This is a genomic window from Alicyclobacillus tolerans (genome assembly GCF_048984885.1).
GTDB classification, from domain to species: domain Bacteria; phylum Bacillota; class Bacilli; order Alicyclobacillales; family Alicyclobacillaceae; genus Alicyclobacillus_I; species Alicyclobacillus_I tolerans.
In genome coordinates, this window is the sequence record NZ_JBMGNK010000002.1 from 653,506 (window position 1) to 673,662 (window position 20,157).

General features: G+C 43.3%; 22 protein-coding genes. 19 read left to right on the plus strand and 3 right to left on the minus strand.

Annotation, left to right across the window (positions count from 1 at the left end):
* Positions 1-21 precede the first annotated feature (21 nt).
* Positions 22-1,746 carry a phospho-sugar mutase gene (locus ACOJUR_RS03410; RefSeq protein ID WP_420949254.1) on the plus strand — a complete coding sequence of 575 codons (1,725 nt, stop codon included), beginning with the start codon at positions 22-24 and terminating at the stop codon, positions 1,744-1,746.
* On the plus strand, positions 1,743-2,951 hold the full coding sequence (locus ACOJUR_RS03415) for an MFS transporter (RefSeq protein ID WP_420949255.1): 1,209 nt from the start codon (positions 1,743-1,745) through the stop codon (positions 2,949-2,951). The genes ACOJUR_RS03410 and ACOJUR_RS03415 overlap by 4 nt, the downstream gene beginning before the upstream one ends.
* A 95-nt stretch (positions 2,952-3,046) precedes the next feature.
* Here the strand turns inward: ACOJUR_RS03415 and ACOJUR_RS03420 are convergent, their stop codons facing one another.
* Positions 3,047-3,247 carry a cold-shock protein gene (locus ACOJUR_RS03420; RefSeq protein ID WP_072873052.1) on the minus strand — a complete coding sequence of 67 codons (201 nt, stop codon included), beginning with the start codon at positions 3,245-3,247 and terminating at the stop codon, positions 3,047-3,049.
* 241 nt (positions 3,248-3,488) lie between these two features.
* Here ACOJUR_RS03420 and ACOJUR_RS03425 point away from each other — a divergent pair, with 241 nt between their 5' ends.
* The 4 genes from ACOJUR_RS03425 (at position 3,489) to ACOJUR_RS03440 (ending at position 6,445) form a co-directional block, all read left to right on the plus strand.
* Entirely contained in the window at positions 3,489-3,692 is a 204-nt protein-coding gene (locus ACOJUR_RS03425; protein ID WP_420949256.1) for a hypothetical protein, read from the plus strand.
* Between the two features lie 8 nt (positions 3,693-3,700).
* On the plus strand, positions 3,701-4,456 hold the full coding sequence (locus ACOJUR_RS03430; protein ID WP_238413625.1) for a WecB/TagA/CpsF family glycosyltransferase: 756 nt from the start codon (positions 3,701-3,703) through the stop codon (positions 4,454-4,456).
* 111 nt (positions 4,457-4,567) lie between these two features.
* Positions 4,568-5,764: a methionine adenosyltransferase gene (gene metK / locus ACOJUR_RS03435; RefSeq protein WP_306954281.1), complete on the plus strand. Its 1,197-nt coding sequence runs from the start codon at positions 4,568-4,570 to the stop codon at positions 5,762-5,764.
* Positions 5,765-6,007: 243 nt separating this feature from the next.
* On the plus strand, positions 6,008-6,445 hold the full coding sequence (locus tag ACOJUR_RS03440; protein WP_072873055.1) for a hypothetical protein: 438 nt from the start codon (positions 6,008-6,010) through the stop codon (positions 6,443-6,445).
* A 567-nt stretch (positions 6,446-7,012) separates the two neighbouring features.
* Here the strand turns inward: ACOJUR_RS03440 and ACOJUR_RS03445 are convergent.
* Positions 7,013-8,299, minus strand: a complete 1,287-nt coding sequence (locus ACOJUR_RS03445; RefSeq protein WP_420950494.1) for an IS110 family RNA-guided transposase — start codon at positions 8,297-8,299, stop codon at positions 7,013-7,015.
* A 410-nt stretch (positions 8,300-8,709) separates the two neighbouring features.
* Between ACOJUR_RS03445 and ACOJUR_RS03450 the strand changes: the two genes are divergently transcribed.
* Together ACOJUR_RS03450 and ACOJUR_RS03455 are read left to right on the plus strand one after the other, a co-directional pair.
* Positions 8,710-9,279, plus strand: coding sequence for a DUF5317 domain-containing protein (locus ACOJUR_RS03450; RefSeq protein ID WP_420949257.1), 570 nt, complete (start codon positions 8,710-8,712; stop codon positions 9,277-9,279).
* Positions 9,263-11,113: a bifunctional diguanylate cyclase/phosphohydrolase gene (locus ACOJUR_RS03455; protein WP_420949258.1), complete on the plus strand. Its 1,851-nt coding sequence runs from the start codon at positions 9,263-9,265 to the stop codon at positions 11,111-11,113. Before ACOJUR_RS03450 ends, ACOJUR_RS03455 begins: the two co-directional genes overlap by 17 nt.
* 61 nt (positions 11,114-11,174) lie before the next feature.
* On the opposite strand, the gene ACOJUR_RS03460 is transcribed toward ACOJUR_RS03455, so the two are convergent.
* Complete coding sequence (locus ACOJUR_RS03460; protein ID WP_420949259.1) at positions 11,175-12,515, minus strand: helix-turn-helix domain-containing protein; 1,341 nt, start codon at positions 12,513-12,515, stop codon at positions 11,175-11,177.
* A 152-nt stretch (positions 12,516-12,667) separates the two neighbouring features.
* Here ACOJUR_RS03460 and ACOJUR_RS03465 point away from each other — a divergent pair, with 152 nt between their 5' ends.
* From ACOJUR_RS03465 to ACOJUR_RS03515, 11 genes are all read left to right on the plus strand, one after another.
* Positions 12,668-13,393 carry a response regulator transcription factor gene (locus ACOJUR_RS03465; RefSeq protein WP_072873059.1) on the plus strand — a complete coding sequence of 242 codons (726 nt, stop codon included), beginning with the start codon at positions 12,668-12,670 and terminating at the stop codon, positions 13,391-13,393.
* Entirely contained in the window at positions 13,390-14,712 is a 1,323-nt protein-coding gene (locus ACOJUR_RS03470) for a sensor histidine kinase (protein WP_306954292.1), read from the plus strand. The genes ACOJUR_RS03465 and ACOJUR_RS03470 overlap by 4 nt, the downstream gene beginning before the upstream one ends.
* Position 14,713: 1 nt before the next feature.
* Positions 14,714-15,577 (plus strand): DegV family protein, encoded by an 864-nt coding sequence (locus tag ACOJUR_RS03475; RefSeq protein WP_203115053.1) that lies wholly within the window; start codon positions 14,714-14,716, stop codon positions 15,575-15,577.
* On the plus strand, positions 15,574-16,311 hold the full coding sequence (locus tag ACOJUR_RS03480) for a ComF family protein (protein WP_420949260.1): 738 nt from the start codon (positions 15,574-15,576) through the stop codon (positions 16,309-16,311). Before ACOJUR_RS03475 ends, ACOJUR_RS03480 begins: the two co-directional genes overlap by 4 nt.
* Positions 16,312-16,347: 36 nt before the next feature.
* The gene (locus ACOJUR_RS03485; RefSeq protein ID WP_072873062.1) at positions 16,348-16,737 is read left to right on the plus strand and encodes a TIGR03826 family flagellar region protein; all 390 of its coding nucleotides are present in this window, start codon (positions 16,348-16,350) and stop codon (positions 16,735-16,737) included.
* Positions 16,738-16,831: 94 nt separating this feature from the next.
* On the plus strand, positions 16,832-17,371 hold the full coding sequence (gene hpf, locus ACOJUR_RS03490) for a ribosome hibernation-promoting factor, HPF/YfiA family (RefSeq protein WP_072873063.1): 540 nt from the start codon (positions 16,832-16,834) through the stop codon (positions 17,369-17,371).
* A 240-nt stretch (positions 17,372-17,611) separates the two neighbouring features.
* Positions 17,612-17,869 carry a hypothetical protein gene (locus ACOJUR_RS03495; RefSeq protein ID WP_072873064.1) on the plus strand — a complete coding sequence of 86 codons (258 nt, stop codon included), beginning with the start codon at positions 17,612-17,614 and terminating at the stop codon, positions 17,867-17,869.
* A 112-nt stretch (positions 17,870-17,981) separates the two neighbouring features.
* The gene (locus tag ACOJUR_RS03500) at positions 17,982-18,878 is read left to right on the plus strand and encodes a methyltransferase domain-containing protein (RefSeq protein ID WP_420949261.1); all 897 of its coding nucleotides are present in this window, start codon (positions 17,982-17,984) and stop codon (positions 18,876-18,878) included.
* A 132-nt stretch (positions 18,879-19,010) separates the two neighbouring features.
* Positions 19,011-19,553 (plus strand): sigma-70 family RNA polymerase sigma factor, encoded by a 543-nt coding sequence (locus ACOJUR_RS03505; RefSeq protein WP_072873066.1) that lies wholly within the window; start codon positions 19,011-19,013, stop codon positions 19,551-19,553.
* Positions 19,554-19,610: 57 nt separating this feature from the next.
* The gene (locus ACOJUR_RS03510) at positions 19,611-19,820 is read left to right on the plus strand and encodes a flagellar biosynthesis anti-sigma factor FlgM (RefSeq protein WP_072873067.1); all 210 of its coding nucleotides are present in this window, start codon (positions 19,611-19,613) and stop codon (positions 19,818-19,820) included.
* Entirely contained in the window at positions 19,817-20,113 is a 297-nt protein-coding gene (locus ACOJUR_RS03515; protein WP_072873068.1) for a hypothetical protein, read from the plus strand. The genes ACOJUR_RS03510 and ACOJUR_RS03515 overlap by 4 nt, the downstream gene beginning before the upstream one ends.
* The last annotated feature ends 44 nt before the right edge of the window (positions 20,114-20,157 follow it).

A 20,157-nucleotide genomic window follows, 5' to 3' on the forward strand; every position in this document is an offset into this window, starting at 1 on the left:
CTTAGGTAGTGGGGGTTGTCCATGGACGCACGCAAAGAATATGAACGCTGGTTGCACTCTGACAAACTAACGGAATATGAACGCCAAGAATTGACGCGCTTGGGAAAAAAAGATTCAGAAATTCACGAGCGTTTTGGTCGCCAACTTGCTTTTGGAACGGGTGGGTTAAGGGGTGTGATGGGGCTTGGATTGAACCGGATGAATGTTTATACGGTTCGTCGCGTATCCCATGCGCTTGGCTGCTGGGTCAAAGAACAAGGCGGTCAACTGGTGGTCATTGGCTATGATTGTCGTCATCAATCGAGAGAGTTTGCCATAGAAACTGCGTGCACACTGGCGGCCTTAGGATTGCGTGCTGAAGTGGCGCCTGAACTCTGTCCTACACCGGAGTTGTCATACAGCGTCCGCCGCCGAAAAGCGGCGGCTGGTGTCATGATAACGGCCAGTCACAATCCACCGGAATATAACGGTTATAAAGTCTATGGACCTGACGGGGGACAGGTATTGCCTGAGATTGCAGCACAAATAGTAAAATTTCTTTCTGAACCAGAAGATATCTTCCAGTTACCCGTACTCAGCGAAGAAATCGCTCGAAAGCAGGGTAAACTGAGCGAGATTCCCAGCGAAGTTCGACAAAGTTTTGTTGAGACAGTAGTACATAACGTGCAGAGTGCACTTGTCAGTCAGGAACAACGCCGTCGACTGACAGTTCTTTACACGCCTCTGCATGGCACTGGGCGTGTACCAGTCATGGAAGCTATGAAACTTGCTGGATATTCAAAGTTTCAGGTTTTTGCTCCACAAGCGCATCCTGATCCGGATTTTTCAACTGTGCAAAGTCCCAACCCAGAAGAAGCCGAGGCACTATCCATGGCTATTCAGGCGGCTGGCGATTTGCAAGCCGATATTGTGCTCGGAACCGATCCAGATGCGGATCGCGTTGGGATTGCCGTGCGTACTTCTGATGGGCAATACGAGTTGATGACAGGCAACCAGGTTGGAGCCTTGCTGGCAGATTTTTTGGTTCGTTCCAAGCGCCATTCAGGAGAATTGGCAAGCAACAGTATTCTCTTTAAGACGATTGTTACTGCTAATCTTGGCGCGAAAATTGCTTCTCATCATGGGGTAGCGGTTGAAGAAACGTTGACTGGATTTAAGTTTATTGGTGGAAAAATTACAGAATATGAGCGTTCAGGTCAGTACAAATTTCTTCTGGGTTACGAAGAGAGTTACGGTTATTTGCTCTCAGATATGGTTCGTGATAAGGATGCGGTACAGGCGGTTTTAGGAATTTGCGAAATGGCAGCTTATCATTTGCAAAAAGGTCACACGCTGCACGATGCACTGGAAGAACTTTATAAAGAATTTGGATATTCTCATGAATTTTTGCTTAATTTTCATCTTGAAGGCGAAGATGGTCAGGAGCGAATGATTGAGCGCATTGACGAATTGCGCAAAACCCAATTACATATTCCCAACATGCAGCTTGTTCGTGTAGAGGATTATGAGAAGGGAGTGGCCAGTATGTTTGACGAATCTCTTCAAAAAGTTGGGCAGGAGTCCCTCAGTTTGCCAAAATCGGATGTATTAAAATTTATGTATCGCGATGGATCCTGGATGGCCGTCCGTCCATCCGGCACCGAACCTAAGCTTAAAGCGTATGTTTCGGCCACTGGAGAAAATGCCTTGCAAGCCGCGGAAAAGGCTGAACGGATGCGAAAAGTAATAGAGGATCGCATGCAATGAATTGGCGACGTACGCTTGTTATCCTCTGGATAGCAAACTTTGGTGTCATGGCCGGGATGAACCTGGTCATTCCTTTTTTACCCATCTATCTGGGGGAATTGGGAATCCATCAACTCTCTACACTGGAGCGTTGGTCAAGTTGGGTTTTTGCAGCACAATTTGTCACTTCTTTTGCTTTTCAACCTATCTGGGGTGCGGTGGCCGATCGGCGAGGCAGAAAAATAATGCTTTTGCGCGCTGGTTTTGGTATGGGGACCATGACGGCTTTAATGGGTCTGGTGCATGCGCCTTGGGAATTATTGATTCTGCGTTTTATAAATGGTGTGTTCTCAGGCTTCATTTCTATGGCCATATCTCTGCAAGCATCGGTTACCCCAGAAGAAGAAGCGGGACGCGCACTTGGCATTTTGCAAACAGGCGGTATTGCTGGTGGTTTGATTGGTCCTCTTCTGGGCGGCGTGTTAGCCGAGTCTTTTGGCATTCGCCATGTCTTCTTGTTGACAGGAGCTATGCTCTTCATTACCAGCATAGTTGTATTGCTTTTTGTGCATGAAAAGCCAGTTCGCAAAGAGGGGCGCAATGAGAAAGTCAAAGGTGGCAGTTTCTTGATTCTGCGCTACCTCTTACCTGTTTTTCTGGCTTCCTTTGTTACTCAATTAGGTGTCATGAGCATTGAACCGATTGTAACGGTATTTACTAAAACGATTTATCACGGCCGCCATCTCCAAGTCATTGCTGGTCTGGTTGTAGCCATGTCGGGAATTGCCAATTTAATTGGCTCGCCTTTGCTGGGTAGACTAGGGGATAGGATAGGGCAGAAAAAAATACTCATCTTTGCGCTCTGTGGCGCTGCCTGCATGTACATTCCACAAGCGTTGGCCTATAACATTGGCTTGTTGTTGGTAGGACGATTCTTGCTGGGACTCTTTATTGGAGGAATGTTGCCGAGCTTAAATGTATTGGTTCGAAAGATGGCACCCGAGCGTATGCAGGCGACAGCCTTTGGCTTGAATTCAAGTGCTACTTTTCTCGGTAATCTGATTGGGCCATTGCTGGGAGGAATGGTGGCTTCTATTTACGGCATTCGTTCTGTGTTTTATGTGACCATGTCGATTTTGGTGATGAATGCTATTGTGCTTATCTTTAACAAAAACATCAACCATCCGGAACATTTGAATATCGATGTTGACACAGCAGAATCGTGATCGAACCAATAAATATCTAATGTGGATATGAAAAAACTGCCCCGTGTGAGTGGACACACAAGGCAGTCACTTCATATCCACATTGGGATAAAATTTTATAGTTTGGTAACGTTGGCTGCCTGAGGTCCGCGTTGACCTTCTACAATCTCGAATTCAACAGCTTGGCCTTCTTCGAGAGTGCGGAAACCGTCACCCAAAATGGCGGTGTAGTGAACAAATACGTCATTGCCGCCTTCTACTTGAATGAAGCCATAGCCTTTTTCGGAGTTAAACCATTTGACCGTCCCTTGTTGCACCTTATTGCCTCCTACCAAGTACACACGTACTCGCTAAAATTTTCCCTACGCCGCAACAGTAACATTTCATTATGATAAAGTCAATCAAATCTCCACAATTTCTTCAAATATAATCTGTTATTCTCTGTATACAAGAGAGTTCCCTTTACTTCTTGGCGAAGAATTCTAGAAATAGTTTCAAATATCCAGTCTACAGGATACACTGAAATTATCGAGAATAACGGTTTAGGAGACTATGAGAGTGAGGGAAGGGTTTGCACTCGAAGCAGAGAATAGAAAAAAGCTTTCATCTAATAGTGGCTGTCATGGGATTTTTCATCACCCTAGCGGCGGTTTGGGCGTTTATGGCTGGGAAGGGATTCGAGGTTATTGCCCCGCTTTGGAAAATCATTTACAGCTTGCTGTAGCAGCTGTGCTTAATTCCCATTCCGTTTGGAAAGGATGAAGTTGCTTTTGGCGAGCGAAGCTTTAGCAGAACATGTTGTGGATGTCCTCGGTGTGCGTTTTCACCGTGTTACATCCAATGAAGCTGTGGAGTCTATTTTGCATTGGATGAGTGAAAAAAGTCGCAGAATGGTAATTACGGCTGGGCCGGAATTTGTCATGCAAGCGAAAGAAAATCCTGAACTGATGCGCATCAGTCGTTCTGCTGATTTAGTAACGGCTGACGGTGTGGGTGTGGTATGGGCAGCCGCTCGAATGGGACGGCCTGTTCCGGAAAGGGTGACAGGTGTCGATCTCGGTCTGGATATATTTGCCGAGGCTATGCGTCGCAATACGTCATTGCGTGTTTATCTGCTCGGTGCATCGCCTGAATCCTTGCAAGCTTGTATGGCAACTTTGCAACAACGGTTTCCGCTGCATCAGTTTCAGGGTCACCATGGATATTATCAAAATCAAGATTGGCCGCAGATTCTTAAGGAAATAGAGTCGTTTCAACCGCATCTTTGGTTGGTTGGCTTGGGACAACCTCGGCAAGAAATGCTCATTTACAAGAATTTGGCGCATTTGCCTCCCTGTGTGGCTTTGGGCATCGGTGGAAGTATCGATGTCTGGGGTGGAACCATTCAGCGAGCACCGCATGTTTTTCGCAGACTCAATTTAGAGTGGCTCTATCGATTGCTCAAAGAACCCAAAAGATTGCGTCGACAAATGGCTCTGCCGCGCTTCGCCTGGCAAATGTTGCGGCAACAGCGACCGTATTCATAGAAAGGTAAAGAATTCTAGGTTGTATCTTGATTGACGAGATTCGACAAATAGATTACGATTACCCTGTTTTGTTTTGAAGGGGTTAAAGAAGTTGGGAAGGGGTTGGTGAGGATGACCATTCGCCGTCTGTTTACTTCTGAATCTGTAACAGAAGGGCATCCTGATAAAATTTGCGATCAAATTTCAGATGCAGTACTGGATGAAATCTTAACTCATGATCCGCATGCGCGCGTGGCCTGTGAAACATCGGTTACGACTGGTTTGGTATTGGTGGCGGGGGAAATTACGACGTCTTGTTATGTGGATATCCCGAAGATCGTCCGCCGCACGCTTGCAGATATTGGATATACTCGTGCTAAATTCGGCTTTGATGCAGAAACTTGCGCAGTCATCACTTCCATAGATGAACAGTCGCCAGATATTGCTCAGGGCGTCAATGTTGCACTGGAAGCTCGTAACTTGACGGATGAACAGGTGGAGGAAATCGGTGCGGGGGACCAGGGCTTGATGTTTGGTTTTGCCTGTGACGAGACGCCGGAACTGATGCCGCTACCCATTTCTTTGGCACATAAGCTTTCACGACGGCTGAGTGAAGTGCGCAAAAACGGCACATTGCCCTATTTGCGTCCGGATGGTAAAACCCAAGTTACGATTGAATATGATGGGGACAAGCCTGTTCGTGTCGATACCATCGTAATCTCTACCCAACACGATGATAACACGACTTTAGAGACCATCTCTGAAGATATGCATAAACATGTGATTTCTGCTGTAGTACCTAAGGAGTACTTGGATGCAGAGACCAAATATTTTATCAATCCGACAGGTAGATTTGTCATTGGTGGGCCGCAGGGTGACGCTGGATTAACGGGAAGAAAAATTATTGTCGATACGTATGGTGGCTATGCCCGACATGGCGGTGGAGCTTTCAGCGGTAAGGATCCTACCAAGGTAGATCGCAGTGCTGCTTATGCGGCTCGTTATGTTGCCAAAAACTTAGTAGCTTCTGGATTGGCTCGCAAATGCGAAGTTCAAGTAGCGTATGCCATTGGTGTCGCGCGTCCGGTTTCTATTATGGTAGATACTTTTGGAACAGGTAAATTATCAGAAGATGCTCTGGTAGAGTTGGTTAAGCGTAATTTTGATTTGCGTCCAGCAGCCATTATTCGCGATTTGGATTTGCGACGTCCCATTTTCCGCCAAACAGCGGCATACGGTCACTTTGGTCGATCCGATTTGCAACTTCCCTGGGAGCGTACGGATAAGGCAAGTTTGTTGGCTGAACAAGCTCGCGCCATCAGTCAATAAATTTTTTGCATTCCTCACGTGACCCCCATAAAAAAGAATAGAATCACGTATGCTGTAGTATTACCCTTACCCCATACCCTGAGTGCTTTGGCCAATCGGTCAAGGCACCTTTTTTTCTTGGAAGTGCTCAATCCAAAGGATGCTGACAAGAGCCAACTGAAGCGTTTATCTTTTTACATGTGTTTTTTAAAGTAGCGGACATTCACTTTCATGCATAGGTTGATGCAAGGAGGTGGGGCGTATATGTTGGTGACGCTCCTTGTACTATTGGCAGCTCTTTATGGGTTTTTAGCCTTTCTTACACAGATTGTCCATCTGTGGAGAAAGAGACGCCATCCTCAACTACCTATGATGTATATTTTGCTGATGAAAGATGCCAGTGAATCTGTTGAGGGCATCATACGCCAAATCATTCGCCGCAGTGATACGCTGAAAAGTGAACCCACCATAGTCATCATGGATTTTCAATCTCATGATGACACATCAGCCATTGTGCAACTTTTGCAATCTCATTGGTCCGAGGTCTATTATCATCCAGTTCAGTCGGAAGACGATTTTTTGCAAATTCTGCGCGATTACTATTTATCGAGTCATCACGTCGCTTGGCTATTCGATCTTCGCACGCCAAGTGCCAGGCAGCTTTCACTACAAACCATCTCAATGATTCCCATGATGCAATAGAAACTAATTCTATAAAAATTCACACTAAAGTAGTTTGAGAGACACTCTCTCAAACGATTTATTTTTTAAATTAGCAAAAAAATATAGAATGTGGAGAATTTTTGTCTAAACCTGTAGAAAATCTTAGCGGTTTCACTATATAATGCATGCATCGGGGTGTAACTCCCACTATAAATTAATGTTTTCTTCTATTTACTCTCTCATTCTCACGATTACGCACCTTGACAATTTGAGAGGGATTGCCAGAATGCTAGATGTGCCAATTTTCAAACGGATACTCCGTGGCAGGAACAGAGATTGGCGTTAATTTACCAATACATGGAACATAATGATGTTCGCACCTTTGGATGTCCACACGTTCCCTTGCGGTTTACCCTCCCATGTCACACTGGGTCTATGCCCTCACATTCCTTCGTTCTACCTCTCAAGGGGTGGATGCCGTTTCTTGCTCCTTTGCTGGGTCGTTGCCCTTATGGAATAGTTACTACGGCTTATCCGTGCTTTCGTTTGTCTTGGTCTTTCATCGTGTCTCACAAGCGAGTAAGTTGAAGTACGAGTTTGAATCAGTTAAGCAGCCATCTGTAGTTGGGACTTCCGAAGCGGTCCCAGTAAATCTTCAGAGTTGTACGGTACTTGCTTTGTCCCCAATGTGTGCAGGACACGAATGAGCTTTCCACACAGCGCAATGAGCGACTGTTTCTTCTTCAAGGGATTGCATGTTCGTGTCGTATAGTAATGGTGCAAAGCCTTGAACTCTGGATTCGTAGCTACCATCGGTAATATCGCTCGGAATAGAAGTGCCCTCAGCCGTGAGCGTCCACGTTTAGAGATGCCAGTTTTCCCTTTTCTCTTGCCAGAGCTGTTTTCTTTCAAATTGAGTCCAGCAAGCCGAATGATCTGCTGCCCATGGTCATATCCCTGAAGGTCACCGACTTCAGCCAGGAAGCCAGCAAGTGTCGTTACACCCATCCCTGGTACACTCAGCATCTCGTCAGTGCCTGGAATCTGGTTGAGCAGTTGCTCCACCTGAGCCATGATTTCGTCACGTTGCCGAGTGAACATGTCGTATTGCTCCAGTAGAGCCGTCAGTTCCAACCGAGCAGCCTTGAGTCCCTCTTTCAGACCAATGGACTTTTCAGCGGCTGTTACGAGCCGTTTTGCTCGCTTTATACCGACAGCCCGTTTCACACCGCCACTTTTCCACTGGTTCACAATCTCACTGGCGCCTAGTAAGACGAGGTCCTGTGGAAACGGAGACTCACGCAGTGTAATGAGAGATGCCTTGCCTTCCCAATCCTTGAACACCTGGGTGTATTCCGGAAAGAACCGGTCGAGCCAGTTCTGTATCCGCCGCTGCACCTGACCTAGATTCACCATAACCTTTTCCCTCAGGTTCATGAGGATTCGTAAATCCGCATAGACACCTGTTGGGAGTTTGGGCTCGGTGTACTTGCCGTCCTTCACGAGATTCGCAATGACCTTAGCATCCTTGTAGTCGTTCTTCGTCGGCGAGTTATCCTCCAACTCTTTGCTCTTGTTGACGTGATGCGGATTCACGAGCACGAATCGAACGTTCAAGTCTTGAATGAAGGCACCTAACGGGAACCAGTAGTGTCCGGTCGGCTCAACGCCAAAGACGACATCCGTCTTGCCGTGCAGCCGTTGCAACTCCGTCATCCACGTTACGAGTTTCGTCAGACCCTCATCGTCATTGCTAAAAACGCACTCTCTACCGAGCTCAATTCCACGAAAATCAATGGCTCTCGCTACATGCGTTTGCTTCGCAATGTCCGCTCCCACAATGATGGTAGCGTCGGTAATTTGTTGGATTCGTTGATTTTGCTTCTGTTGCATCTTATACTTCACGTTGAGCGTCCTCCTCAATTAGGGAATGAATGTCCTGCATTCGGAACCCAGCATACAGGAGGCGCTCTTTTTGTTTCAAACCCGAAATTAATTCATTACAGGAATGGCTCCTTTACTAGAATTCATAGCTACGGCACTCGGTAGTCTACTTAGACAACTAAGTATAGCCGGCAACTCTTGACAATCGCAGCAGAATTCAAAGCACTTCAGATCGGTCGTTATCTGACCCATCTGAGGAGGAACCCACGATGTCAAACAAAGTAAAAGCTCTTGCTATTTTTGGAGCGCTCGCGCTCATGACAGTCGCAGCGCAGGCAGGACTTTTCTGGATTTCATAATCATTTGACCGGGGTTTACCCGGTCCCGTTTTACAAAAAAGTATAATGCGGGGTACACCAATGTCAGTTGAGATTCTTGCCATATTGATTGGAATAGGTTTTGGGTTGGTGAAGAAAGGCAGCATTTATAATTTGGCCAATTTGAATTTAAAATTTTTCTGGGTGTTGCCTGTCGCATATGTATTACAAATGATTAGCATTCATTATTTCTCAAACAGTCTTTACTTGATTATGATCATATTAAGCTATCTTGCACTTCTGATTTTTTGTCTCCTTAATATTCGCTTTAAAGGAATCCCTTATATGTTAGCGGGAATATTTTTAAACTTTCTTGAAATGACGCTTAATGGTATGCGGATGCCAGCCTATTTACCGTCCGTAAGAACTTTTGGTAAAAAAGCTGTAGATGCTCTTTTGTCTGGACATTACGGTAAAAGTATTGCAATGGATAAACATACTTTGCTTCCGTTTCTTGGAGATATTATTCCGTTTCACTTTTTAATTTTTAATATTGTTAGTATAGGTGACTGTGTTTTTGCTGTTGGGCTTGGTGTGTTAATTTACAACGCAATGTTGCTCCAAAATTATTCCATAGTTAGTGGAGGAGGAGCAAATGAATCAGCAAAATAGCTGGCGTTATAAATCAATAAGAATTTATCAGTTCATAGTAGCATTGACAGTGATTGCTATTGCAGTTTATCAGTTAAATTCAATAAAAATCCCTGACGACTTATTTTTATATTCGTTAATCGGATTAATATCATTAACTCAGATGTTTAAAGTTATAATTAATGAGCATCTAGGGTTTACGTGGAATATGACATTTTACTTAGGGTTTTCTTTAGTATATCCTTTGAAAACCGTTCTTGTAAGTGGAGCATTCATGGCATTATATACCTATATTATTAATTTAAAGAATAATAATAAATCTGAGAAAATAGATGAAATGTTTAATCAGTCTATATTTACTTTATCTTCGACATTTGCTGTGTGGTATGCTAGAACATTATTTACCGCTCAAGGTTCTAATAATCTTTTTAATTATAATTATGTGTTGTTATGTCTGATCACTTATACAATAGTTAATATGCTATTTATATTAATTTGTTATATTATAATGCAAGGTTTAGTTGGATTGAAGATAGGGATTAAGTCAATACTTCAAAAGTCAACACTTGGTGTGTTGGCAGTCGGTGGTCTCACCGCCTATCTTCTAGCTTTGACCATTCATGCCTCTGGACTGAGAGGCGTTATCATATTTACCATTCTCATTTTGATCGTTTCCCGTGTTTACCAAGAATACTTTAAGCTTACCAACCATTTTAAACGCTTATCTATCACAGATGAACTCACAGGATTGCATAATCATCGTTACATACATAACTGGTTAGATAAACGAGTGGCCGATAACCTTCCATTCAATGTATTACTCGTGGATATCGATAATTTTCGCAGATATAATGATGCCCATGGACATCTGCATGGCGATCTCGCTCTGAGCCATTTAGGAAAGCTCTTTCATACAACGGCCAGAGAGGGTGAGTTAATCGCCCGAGTGAGCGGGGAAGAATTTTTAATTATTATTCCGGATGTCTCCGTTGAAGAAGCCACTCAACGTGCTCAAGTTTATTGCGATGCTGTTCAACATTACAATTTTCCAAGTACGGAGCAGTATCCAGTAACAAAGTTGACTGTCAGTATAGGAGTAGCAAGATATCCTGATACTGGTGAGAAAAAGCACGAGGTCCTGAGCGCTGCAGATGATGCGTTGTATAAGATTAAAGTTGCTACACACAGTCGTGTTGCAGTGTTTAGTTCCATTGCCGAAGATATTATTCGCGAATTACAAGGACTGGATGTTTCTGAGAAATTGATTGACGAAATGCAACAACTCATGCAATTGATGCATTCACGCGATCGCTATACATACCGACATACTGAAAGAAATGTTAAATATGCAGCAGCTCTCGCGCGGAAACTGAATCTCGATAAAGATTTGCAAAAAACTATAAGAGTTGGAGCATTTTTGCATGACATAGGGAAATTGAAGATACCGGTAGAGGTCATTGCCAAAAGTGACCCGCTTTCCAAAGAAGAATGGGATCTGATGCGGGACCATCCAAATCTTGGTTATCAACTGGCGCTCGGCTTATCAGAAGTTGCAGACTGTCTGCCTATCATTCGTTATCATCATGAAAGGTATGATGGTACCGGTTATCCGGAAGGAAAATTAGGGGCAGAGCTTCCATTGTCAGTCCGTATTATGACTCTTGTGGATTCATTTGATGCCATGACCACCAGTCGTCCGTATCGTAAAAAACGGACAATGGAAGAAGCTTTTGACGAATTGGACGCATGTCGAGGTACTCAGTTTGATCCCGATTTGGTCGAGCCGTTTAAAGAAGTTGTTCGAGAAATTGGCATTCTCCAATCCGAAGAACCAAAAGAATCGGCCATTATTTGAACTGTTGTTCAGATGATGGCCGATTTTTATGATTTTCTGTTGTAACTATGGAAAAGGCTTCTTAAGTGCGAGAATCAATCCAACGAACAGGATTTTTAGGAAGTAAGAATGATTCAAGTCGTTCTTGAATTTCGCGAATCTTAGCTGGCTGACCAACTTCCTTAAGCCATAGAATAGCAGTGGCAAGCCACTGGACACGCATATCGAGTTCTTCCTCTGGAAATTGATTTGCCAAATCAATTAAAACGTCTGCCGCCTTTTCCGTCTCGCCGGTCATTTTGAAATAATCAGCTTGCAATTCTCCAAGCTCTTTAAGTGTGTCCCGATAAGAAAGCTGAGAGAATTCACAAATACCATGACAATCATTTAATATCTCACTGGCGCGTTCAATGCGTCGGAGAGCGGCTGACCACTCGCCCCTGCTCATTTCAGCCCTTGCTCTATGACATTCTGCCTGGATAAACAGGTAGGTTGTCTGAGGTGCTATACAATGTTGTTCTTCAGAAGCTGTGCTGACTTCTTGGAGTTCCGGAATTTTTTCAGACGCCTCTGTTATAGTTGCCTGCACAACATCACTTTGCTTAAGGAAGCGAAGACTTTCTACTAGTGTTAAAGCTTTTAAAGCTAGTGTAGTGGCGAGTTGAGTATCCGCATCTTCTAGAAATTCGGCATCCATAATCAGCGTTTCTGCCATATGTTCAATTTTAGGTGCTGATTTAGCGAGTTCTATAGCTTCTTGAAGATAACTGATAGATTCCATTTGTCCATCATATTTTTGACGAGTAATTTGATACATCTTATAGTACATATCCATCATGTCGCGATTGAGTTCTACAGTGGCGCAAATTTTCTCTTGTCTCAGTTCTTTTCCGTAGAAGACGGCTTTCTTCCATTCATGCAATGCACCATCTTCATTTTTCATGCCAAGCTCAAGGTATCCAGATTCTCGGCAAACTTCAAATAGAAGCAATTTGTCTTGGCTGCGAAAAGCCTGTTCGCGAAGACTCTCTAAAATAGGTACGCCGCTCTGGTACTGACCTAGGTGCCTATGAGCCATAGCTTGAGTTAACATCAATATACGAGTATTTAGTCCATATGCGTTCTCGGTATGAATTTTATTTAAAATTTCTAATGCTTTTTCAGGGAGGCCAACTTCAACATAATAACGTGCAATGGCTAGAGTAGCTGAAGCAGATTGTTGACCGTCCATTTCTGTAACAAAATATTCAATGGGCATACCTAGTCGAATAGCCAAATTGTTCAGTAAGTTATAAGAAGGTTTAGCTCTGTCTGATTCAATTTGACTAATCATACTCGGTGTAACAATTCCATCCGCTAATTCGCTTTGCGTCAGTCCCCGTTGCTGACGCAATTCACGTATTTTTTCTCCTATGGTGGCCATTAATTCACCAACTTTTCCAAATGTGGGATTTCATAAAAATAAGAATTAAGATGGTAGATTCAACAGAGAATTCTATTTAACTATATCATATTGTAATCCATTAGGGGGACAAGTTAAAATGAGTTTAAGTTAAAAATTTGGAGGGCGATGACGTGCCAACAGTCCTGGTTGTGGATGATGAAGAGTCCATTCGTACACTGGTTGCTTACAATTTTCAAAAATCAGGATATGAGGTTGAAACGGTAGGAGATGGTAAGTCTGCTTATGAACTTATCCGTCAGAACCCCCAACGGCTCTCATTGGTCATTTTAGATTTGATGTTGCCTGGTATGGATGGCTTGGAAGTCTGTCGCCGTCTACGCCAGGAAAAAGTTGAAGTACCCATTATTCTTTTAACTGCCAGAGATGAAGAAGTGGATTTGGTGGTCGGTTTGGAAATGGGGGCTGACGATTATGTCAAAAAACCATTCTCTCCTAGAGAATTAGTAGCCCGCGCCCGAGCAGTTTTGCGGCGTATGGATAATACCGAAGAAGACATTGAAGAGGCAAGCAGTTCGCGCACACTCAAAGCGGGAGATGTTCTGGTAGATCTCTCTAAGCATGAAGTATCTTTGGCGGGAGCACTGATTGATCTCACACCCAAAGAATTCGACCTTCTTCAATATTTTCTTGAAAACAAAGAACATGTACTTTCTCGAGATCAATTACTTGATCGAGTTTGGGGATATAATTCAACAACAGATACGCGAATTGTCGATGTTCATGTATCCCATTTGCGAGATAAGATTGAGAAAGACCCTAAAAATCCGCTATATATCAGAACCGTACGAGGTGTTGGTTATAAGTTTACCGATCCGTCTGGAAGGAGTTCTGGATGATTGTACCCGTAATGCTGGCCTTTTTTGCAGGTATGGTGACTCCGCTGATTGTTTTTGGAATTCGTCGGCGTTGGGGCAAATATTTTATGGAGTATTTACAAGATTCTTTGGACGCTTTTGGCAACGGTGATTACAGCTTACGCATGTACGAATATTTACGGCGTGGATTTAACCGTGAGATAGCCAACAGTTTTAATCAAATGACCAGTCGCATTGAAACGGTGGTCGATGAACTATCTGCAGAACGTGATGTTCTGGAACACATTTTGCACAACATGACCACGGGAATCATCTATATTACCCGCGGTGGAACCATAGAGATGGTCAATGAAGCAGCCCAGTTAATGTTCCGCAAGCCTCTTGAACATTGGACCAAACAAGACCATTGGTCTCTATTTAGAAACTATCATTTAGGTGCGGCAATAGACAACGCATTGTTGTTTGGAACTCCATGGCAGAGCGAACTCAATTTGCGCGACACACAGACGGTGTTAATCCGTTTGGTACCTGTCCCATCCAAGAGCAAAACCGCAATGCATGGGGAAGTGGCTTTTGATGTTCTCATGCTTTGCAATGATGTCACTGAATTTCGTCGACTGGAAAGAATGAGAAGCGAGTTTGTGGCTAATGTCTCGCATGAATTAAAGACTCCAATAGCTGCAATCCGCGGTTTTGCAGAGACATTGCTTGATGATGAAGCACCAGCAGAAGTACAAAAACAGTTTTTGCAAACTATCTACGACGAGTCCAATCGGATGAACGCCCTGGTCAGCGATTTGCTGGAACTTTCCAGATTGGAAGCTGAAGAACATCGGATTCAATTGCTTGCTGTTCCATTGATGGATGTGGTAGAACGGGCGCTTGATCGGTTGACCCAAGTAGCTCTAGCACGCCAGATTCAACTTGAATTAGAACCTTTTGAGCCGGTGAATGTTTGGGCGGAAGACGATTTGCTTTTGCAAGTATTTCTCAATTTAATGAGCAATGCCATTCATTACACGCCAAGTGGCGGCAAGGTGACGATTCGTTGTGAAATTCTCGTTGATAGAGTGAAAGTTCATGTCATAGATACAGGAATAGGTATTGCGCCAGAACATCTCGATCGCTTGTTTGAAAGATTTTACCGAGTCAATCGGGATCGCAGTCGGGCATCTGGTGGGACTGGATTGGGGTTGTCTATTGTTAAACATATAGTAACAGCGCTTGGCGGAGAAGTTGGTGTAGAAAGTGAAGTGGGTAAGGGTAGTGATTTTTGGTTTACGCTTTCCAGAATGAGCCGACTTCCAGAAGACAAATCTCTATCGATGGGAGGAGAATAACTTGGGCAAAATTGCCTTTGTCACAGACAGCACAGCGTATTTAACGCCTGATCAAGAGCGTTCATTAGGAATATCTGTCGTTCCTCTCGACATCGTTATTGACGGTGAAGCCTATGCAGAAGGAGTCGACGCAAGTTACAAAGAAATATATGAAAAAATGGCAGTCAGCGAAAAGTTTCCGAGTACTTCTCAACCTTCCCCTTCTCGCTTTGAACAAGTATTCAAGAAATTAATAGACTCTTCAGAACATATACTGTGCCTGACATTATCTTCGGGTTTGAGTGGAACCTACGAGAGTGCTAAAAATGCGGCTCAAAGGGTTAATCCTCAACGTATTACAGTATTTGATTCAAAGATTACTTCTTTTGGATTGGCTGGTCCGTTGCAAGATGCAGTAAAAATGGCAAGATCAGGGTGCGATGTAAATCAAATATTAGAAATGTGGCAATATGTGAGTCAACATATGGTTTCGCGATTTCTGATTGACAATTTAGAAGCTCTGCGAAGAGGTGGAAGGATTGGCGGCGCATCCGCGTTACTGGGTTCTCTGTTGCAGATCAAGCCAATTCTTACTGTTCGAGATGGGAAAATAGACTTATACGAAAAAATGCGAACGCACAGACGGGCTTTGGAGGCACTGAGAAGCGAATTTCATGCTTTTGCAGAGAAACATTCGCAAGTGAGGCTAGGCGTTATTCATCGCGATCGCGCTGAAGATGCTCATTCATTATTGCAGGAATTGATGGGTGGTCATGAGAATGTTCTAGGTGAAGTTTGTGAACTTGGTCCTGTGATTGGCATGCACACGGGGCCAGGGTTGCTTGCGCTTGTTTACTATCCGAGCAAAGCAGATTGGGTAGAATGAGAACGTTTCGTGGCTATACATTGTCGTTTTTGCTTGCATCTTTCGCTTCTTTCGTTTTGGATATGATTTATTTTAACGAACAACATCGATGTGTACTCTGTGGAAGAACACTGTATAGAGAACATCAAAAAGAGGATAATCTAATCTTGCTTGATAAAGTTTGCCTGTTTTGCCAATTAAAACTTCTGCAAGTAGACATCCTACCCGCAAGGCGTTCTCTGGTAGTTCAAGGTAGGCAAGTACCAGTCTTTGCTGCATTTCCTTATCATGGGTTTTTACCGGAAGTCATTCGTTCGTGGAAGTATGATGGCGCATTAGGCTTAACGGATTGGCTAGTTTCTCCACTTTTACCATTCATCGAAAAGCAGTTGCCCTGTTCATTCGATATGATTGTGCCCGTGCCTACTACGAATCAGCGAATTACTGCCAGGGGGTATCAACAAACAGAGGTTTTGGCTTATGCATTATCCAAAAAAATTCGTCGTCCTGTAGTCTCTCTATTATCGAAACAGTCCATTCAAGCGGAGAGTCAAACAGGGAAAAACAAAGCCGAGCGTATGGATGCTATACAGCATGCTATACAGGTAGTATTTCCGGAGCGTTTGCAAAAGCGCAGGTTGTTGTTGGTGGATGATGTAGTGACGACCGGAGCGACCATGGCGGCTTGTGCTAAGGAATTGTTAAACGTGGGAGCTCAATCCGTGATGGGCGTGGCCATAGCTTATGTACCATGAATGTTGAATGAAAATGAACAGGTAGGTGTATGCAGGATGCCGGTGGCGAACTGTAAGCGATGTGGAAGAATTTATAATCGATTGAGGCGAGATATTTGCCCGCAATGCGTTCACGAGGAAGAAGAAATATTTCTTCAAGTACGCACATTTCTTAAAAATCATCGGAATGCTAATCTTCAAGAGTTGGCAGAGGGAGTCGGAGTAGACCCGGACATTATTGTGGGCATGATTCAGGATGGGCGCATTATCTTACGAGATAATCCGAATATTTCATATCCATGTGAAAAATGCGGAAAACCGACACAGTCTGGTCGGCTTTGTGCAGTCTGTTCTGCAGAAATGGTAAGGGATTTACAAATAGCATCTTCTGAACTATCGGCTCAAAAAGAAAAGTCGCATAAAGGTAAGGGGTTTTATTCGCGATAATGCCCGCGTAAATCTACTGTTAATTCAGAAAACAGACCATGACTTTCCTCGTGAAAAAAGGTATACTAGAAATACGAAGGAGGCGTTGGTGCTTATGAACATTCAAGTGCATGGTGATCATATGGGGATCACTCCGGCGTTACACGACTTTGTGGACAAGAAGTTGGGTCGCTTGGAAAAGTACTTCGACGCTCCGCCCGAAAGGGAGATTTCTGTAACTCTGTCAGTGGAGAAAGGCTTTCACAAGGTGGAAGTCATGTTGCAATTGCATGGTGTACTTTTCCGCGCGGAAGAAAAATCAGCAGACATGTATGCATCCATTGATCTGGTCGTAGATAAGTTAGAGCAACAAATTAATCGACATAAGTCTAAAATCAATCAGAGATTTCGCAATCAGGGTTTAAAAACACGCATTCAATCATCAACCGGAATGGATACACGGGAAGAGAGTGAACTCCGTGTGGTGCGTACGAAACGCTTTCCTGTGAAACCTATGGATGTTGAAGAGGCCATGATGCAAATGGACTTGCTTGGACATGATTTTTATGTGTTCACGAATGCAGAAACTGAAGAAGTGAATGTATTATATCGTCGCAAATCAGGCGACTATGGATTGATAGAACCGCAATATTAATAACAAATTGGCTGACAATCGCATATTTGTCATTTGATTTTTAGAATGATGACTCTGTTTCTATGCCTCCATATCCGCCGTTAATCGTGGGTTGGAGGCTTTTTCGTAGCTTAATGTAACCAACGGAACACGGAAAGATTAATAAGACTTACGCGATTTTCAATTTGGCCAAACAAGAATAATGTCCATATGGCATACCTCTGAATAAATACAACAGTGTGAAGTTTGGGGGGACAGTATATGCCGATTCTCATGTTTATTCTTCAAGTGATTGTCTTTTTTCTCATTTGGCGAATTGTACTTATGGTACTGACGAATATCATTCGTAAAAATACCCTTTCTATATGGGTGAGAATGATAGCCAATTTAGTATTCGTCATTTTTTATTTTGCTGTATTGCATTGGACTCATGGTTATTGGTGGTGGTCCATTGCCAGCGGATTATTTGTGGGTCTTCTGTTCGCGTTTGCGTCTAACAACGGATCGTCACCTGAATAAACTTGTTGTATGCAAGCAAAGCAGAACAATTTTCTGGCATGCTGTGCTATAGTGGGCATGAGTAGTATACTTTGCCAATCTTTTTATAGATTGATCAGGAGGCCGTTCACCTTTGTCTCTGCAGAATCTTCAAGATATAATCCTGCAACGCTTTCAGCGTCATGATGCGCTCTATCAATTTTTACTTAAACAAGAATATGTGCCGGAACGTTGGTTGTTAGAACAGACCATTTACACAGGTCCATCACGTCGTTCTCTGCTCGGATATTTACCAGTTAAAGAGAATCATAGAGTTCTCGATATAGGGTCAGGCTTTGGTGCGTTTGCTTTTGATTTCGCTGCAGGATTTCCGGTGGAAGTAGTAGGTGTGGATTATGATTATGAATTGGTGCGACTATCGGAAGCGTTGCGAGATGAACTTTATAAGCTAGGAACTGCGGCGTTGCATGAACGGGCAAAAGTATCTTTTTATCGCGAAGACGTATATCGGTTGGGTAAACTTCAGTCTCTGGGTGAATTTGATTTTGCTGTTGCTCGTTTTCTCTTTCAACATTTACAGCAGCCTTTAGAGGCAGCGGTAAGTATACGCGATCGTTTAAAGATGGGTGCGACTCTTTGTGTTCTTGATATTGATGATGGAATGACAATTACTTATCCAGAGAATCCCCAAGGGTTCAGTCGATTGCAAGCTGCTTTTAGTCAATTGCAAACCCTTGAAGGGGGCGATCGCGAGATTGGTCGAAAGTTACCTGGGATTCTTCAAGAAGCTGGATTTCGTGTGACAGCAACAGCTCTTTTGCCGCAGGCTCAGTTTATTCGCACTACGTCTCATGATGAAGGTGTTCGAATGACTGTTCAAAGATTTAAAGAAAAGCGTAATAGGTTGCTGGAAGAAGGTATTATGACAGCCGACGAGTTTGAAGAAAGTGTGCGCAATTATTTGGAGGAAGTTCAGGGGTATCAGTTTCATACAGTGTGCCAAGTCGTCGTTATGGCGGAAAAAGTCTAAAGGTTGGTAATATCGGAAGATATGAAATGGTTTTAAAGAAATGGCATAAAAGATATTTGGGTAGGATTTTATAGGTCAACTCGGAGATATTTTACTAGAGGCAGATGTAAGGGTAAAAGGAAGAGATGATAGTTGGAAAGCTTGTTAACCGATGGGCAGGAACAATATATACAACGTTTAGCCAGAAGGTATGTGCATTATCGCAAAAGTGCTTCGATTGATGTGGATGATTTGGTAGCGTCAGCCCGCATGCGCTGGTGGCAATTCACTCAAACCGAGGCGCATCATATACTCACGGAAGAGGCGCGATTGCGCCTTTTTTATGCGCATGTTAAAGGTGCGATGCGAGATGTGGTTCGGAGTTCCAGTCCGCTTAAAATTACACGGACCTATCAAACACAGTTGCAGGCCTATCAAAAACCGCAAGTTATGAATATTGAACACGCCATTGATGTGCGTGCAGAAGAATCTCCAGTAGAAATGGAAATATGGCTGGATGTGGTTCAAGGTATTCAGCAATTGGATGAACGAGAAAAATTGGTGTTGTCACTTTATTTTGAGGAAGATTTGACTTTTACAGAAATTGCAGAAGTTTTAAATGTGTCTGTATCAACAGCTACACGAATTTATCAGAAGGCTATTAAGTTTCTACAAAAAAAATTACAACATCTCTGAAAATCATGCAAAAAATCTTTAAATTCGACCGTATATGACAATGTAGGGGGGAATAAGATGCTCTCTTCATCAATGGACGGAATTCAGGGAAAGCCATCTAACGAAGTTCGTGCAACCGATTCACAATTGCTAAACCGGGCAACAAATTACGAAAGTAGACAGCAAAAAATTAATCGTTTAAAGCAACAGATTCAATCGGGTGTATATTCAATTCAGCCAGAAAGACTGGCAAAAGCTATTTTGCAAAGTGGGGCCTTACAAGAATGATGGAATGCGAGTCTGCTGAGTCGATTGTTGGTGAACTGGAGTCGTTAACTTCTGAAATTAACAATTACTTATTAAAAGCGGATTCAACTGGAGTTGCGGAGAGGGTCGTTCGTCAATGTCGCTGTCTTCAACGGTTGGCTCAATATACAATAGATTCTTCTTTGCAAGAAAGATTGAAAGCTGTACACGAATCGGTTATTCAACAACAATTACTTATTGAACAAGCCTTAAAAATTGCTGAAGAGTTTAATAAAGCGTATGTCAGAATGAGCAGTTATGCTGAATTCGCATAAACCATTTTTCCTTTATAAAGCGAATTGGGAACGGAATTTCTGGG

Bases quoted from the DNA above. Each gene is read 5' to 3' on its own strand.
- ACOJUR_RS03410 (WP_420949254.1), top strand. From the start codon at position 22: ATGGACGCACGCAAAGAATATGAACGCTGGTTGCACTCTGACAAACTA.
- ACOJUR_RS03415 (WP_420949255.1), top strand. From the start codon at position 1,743: ATGAATTGGCGACGTACGCTTGTTATCCTCTGGATAGCAAACTTTGGT.
- metK (WP_306954281.1), top strand. From the start codon at position 4,568: ATGACCATTCGCCGTCTGTTTACTTCTGAATCTGTAACAGAAGGGCAT.
- ACOJUR_RS03440 (WP_072873055.1), top strand. From the start codon at position 6,008: ATGTTGGTGACGCTCCTTGTACTATTGGCAGCTCTTTATGGGTTTTTA.
- ACOJUR_RS03445 (WP_420950494.1), bottom strand. From the start codon at position 8,299: ATGCAACAGAAGCAAAATCAACGAATCCAACAAATTACCGACGCTACC.
- ACOJUR_RS03450 (WP_420949257.1), top strand. From the start codon at position 8,710: ATGTCAGTTGAGATTCTTGCCATATTGATTGGAATAGGTTTTGGGTTG.
- ACOJUR_RS03455 (WP_420949258.1), top strand. From the start codon at position 9,263: ATGAATCAGCAAAATAGCTGGCGTTATAAATCAATAAGAATTTATCAG.
- ACOJUR_RS03460 (WP_420949259.1), bottom strand. From the start codon at position 12,515: ATGGCCACCATAGGAGAAAAAATACGTGAATTGCGTCAGCAACGGGGA.
- ACOJUR_RS03470 (WP_306954292.1), top strand. From the start codon at position 13,390: ATGATTGTACCCGTAATGCTGGCCTTTTTTGCAGGTATGGTGACTCCG.
- ACOJUR_RS03480 (WP_420949260.1), top strand. From the start codon at position 15,574: ATGAGAACGTTTCGTGGCTATACATTGTCGTTTTTGCTTGCATCTTTC.
- ACOJUR_RS03485 (WP_072873062.1), top strand. From the start codon at position 16,348: ATGCCGGTGGCGAACTGTAAGCGATGTGGAAGAATTTATAATCGATTG.
- hpf (WP_072873063.1), top strand. From the start codon at position 16,832: ATGAACATTCAAGTGCATGGTGATCATATGGGGATCACTCCGGCGTTA.
- ACOJUR_RS03495 (WP_072873064.1), top strand. From the start codon at position 17,612: ATGCCGATTCTCATGTTTATTCTTCAAGTGATTGTCTTTTTTCTCATT.
- ACOJUR_RS03510 (WP_072873067.1), top strand. From the start codon at position 19,611: ATGCTCTCTTCATCAATGGACGGAATTCAGGGAAAGCCATCTAACGAA.
- ACOJUR_RS03515 (WP_072873068.1), top strand. From the start codon at position 19,817: ATGATGGAATGCGAGTCTGCTGAGTCGATTGTTGGTGAACTGGAGTCG.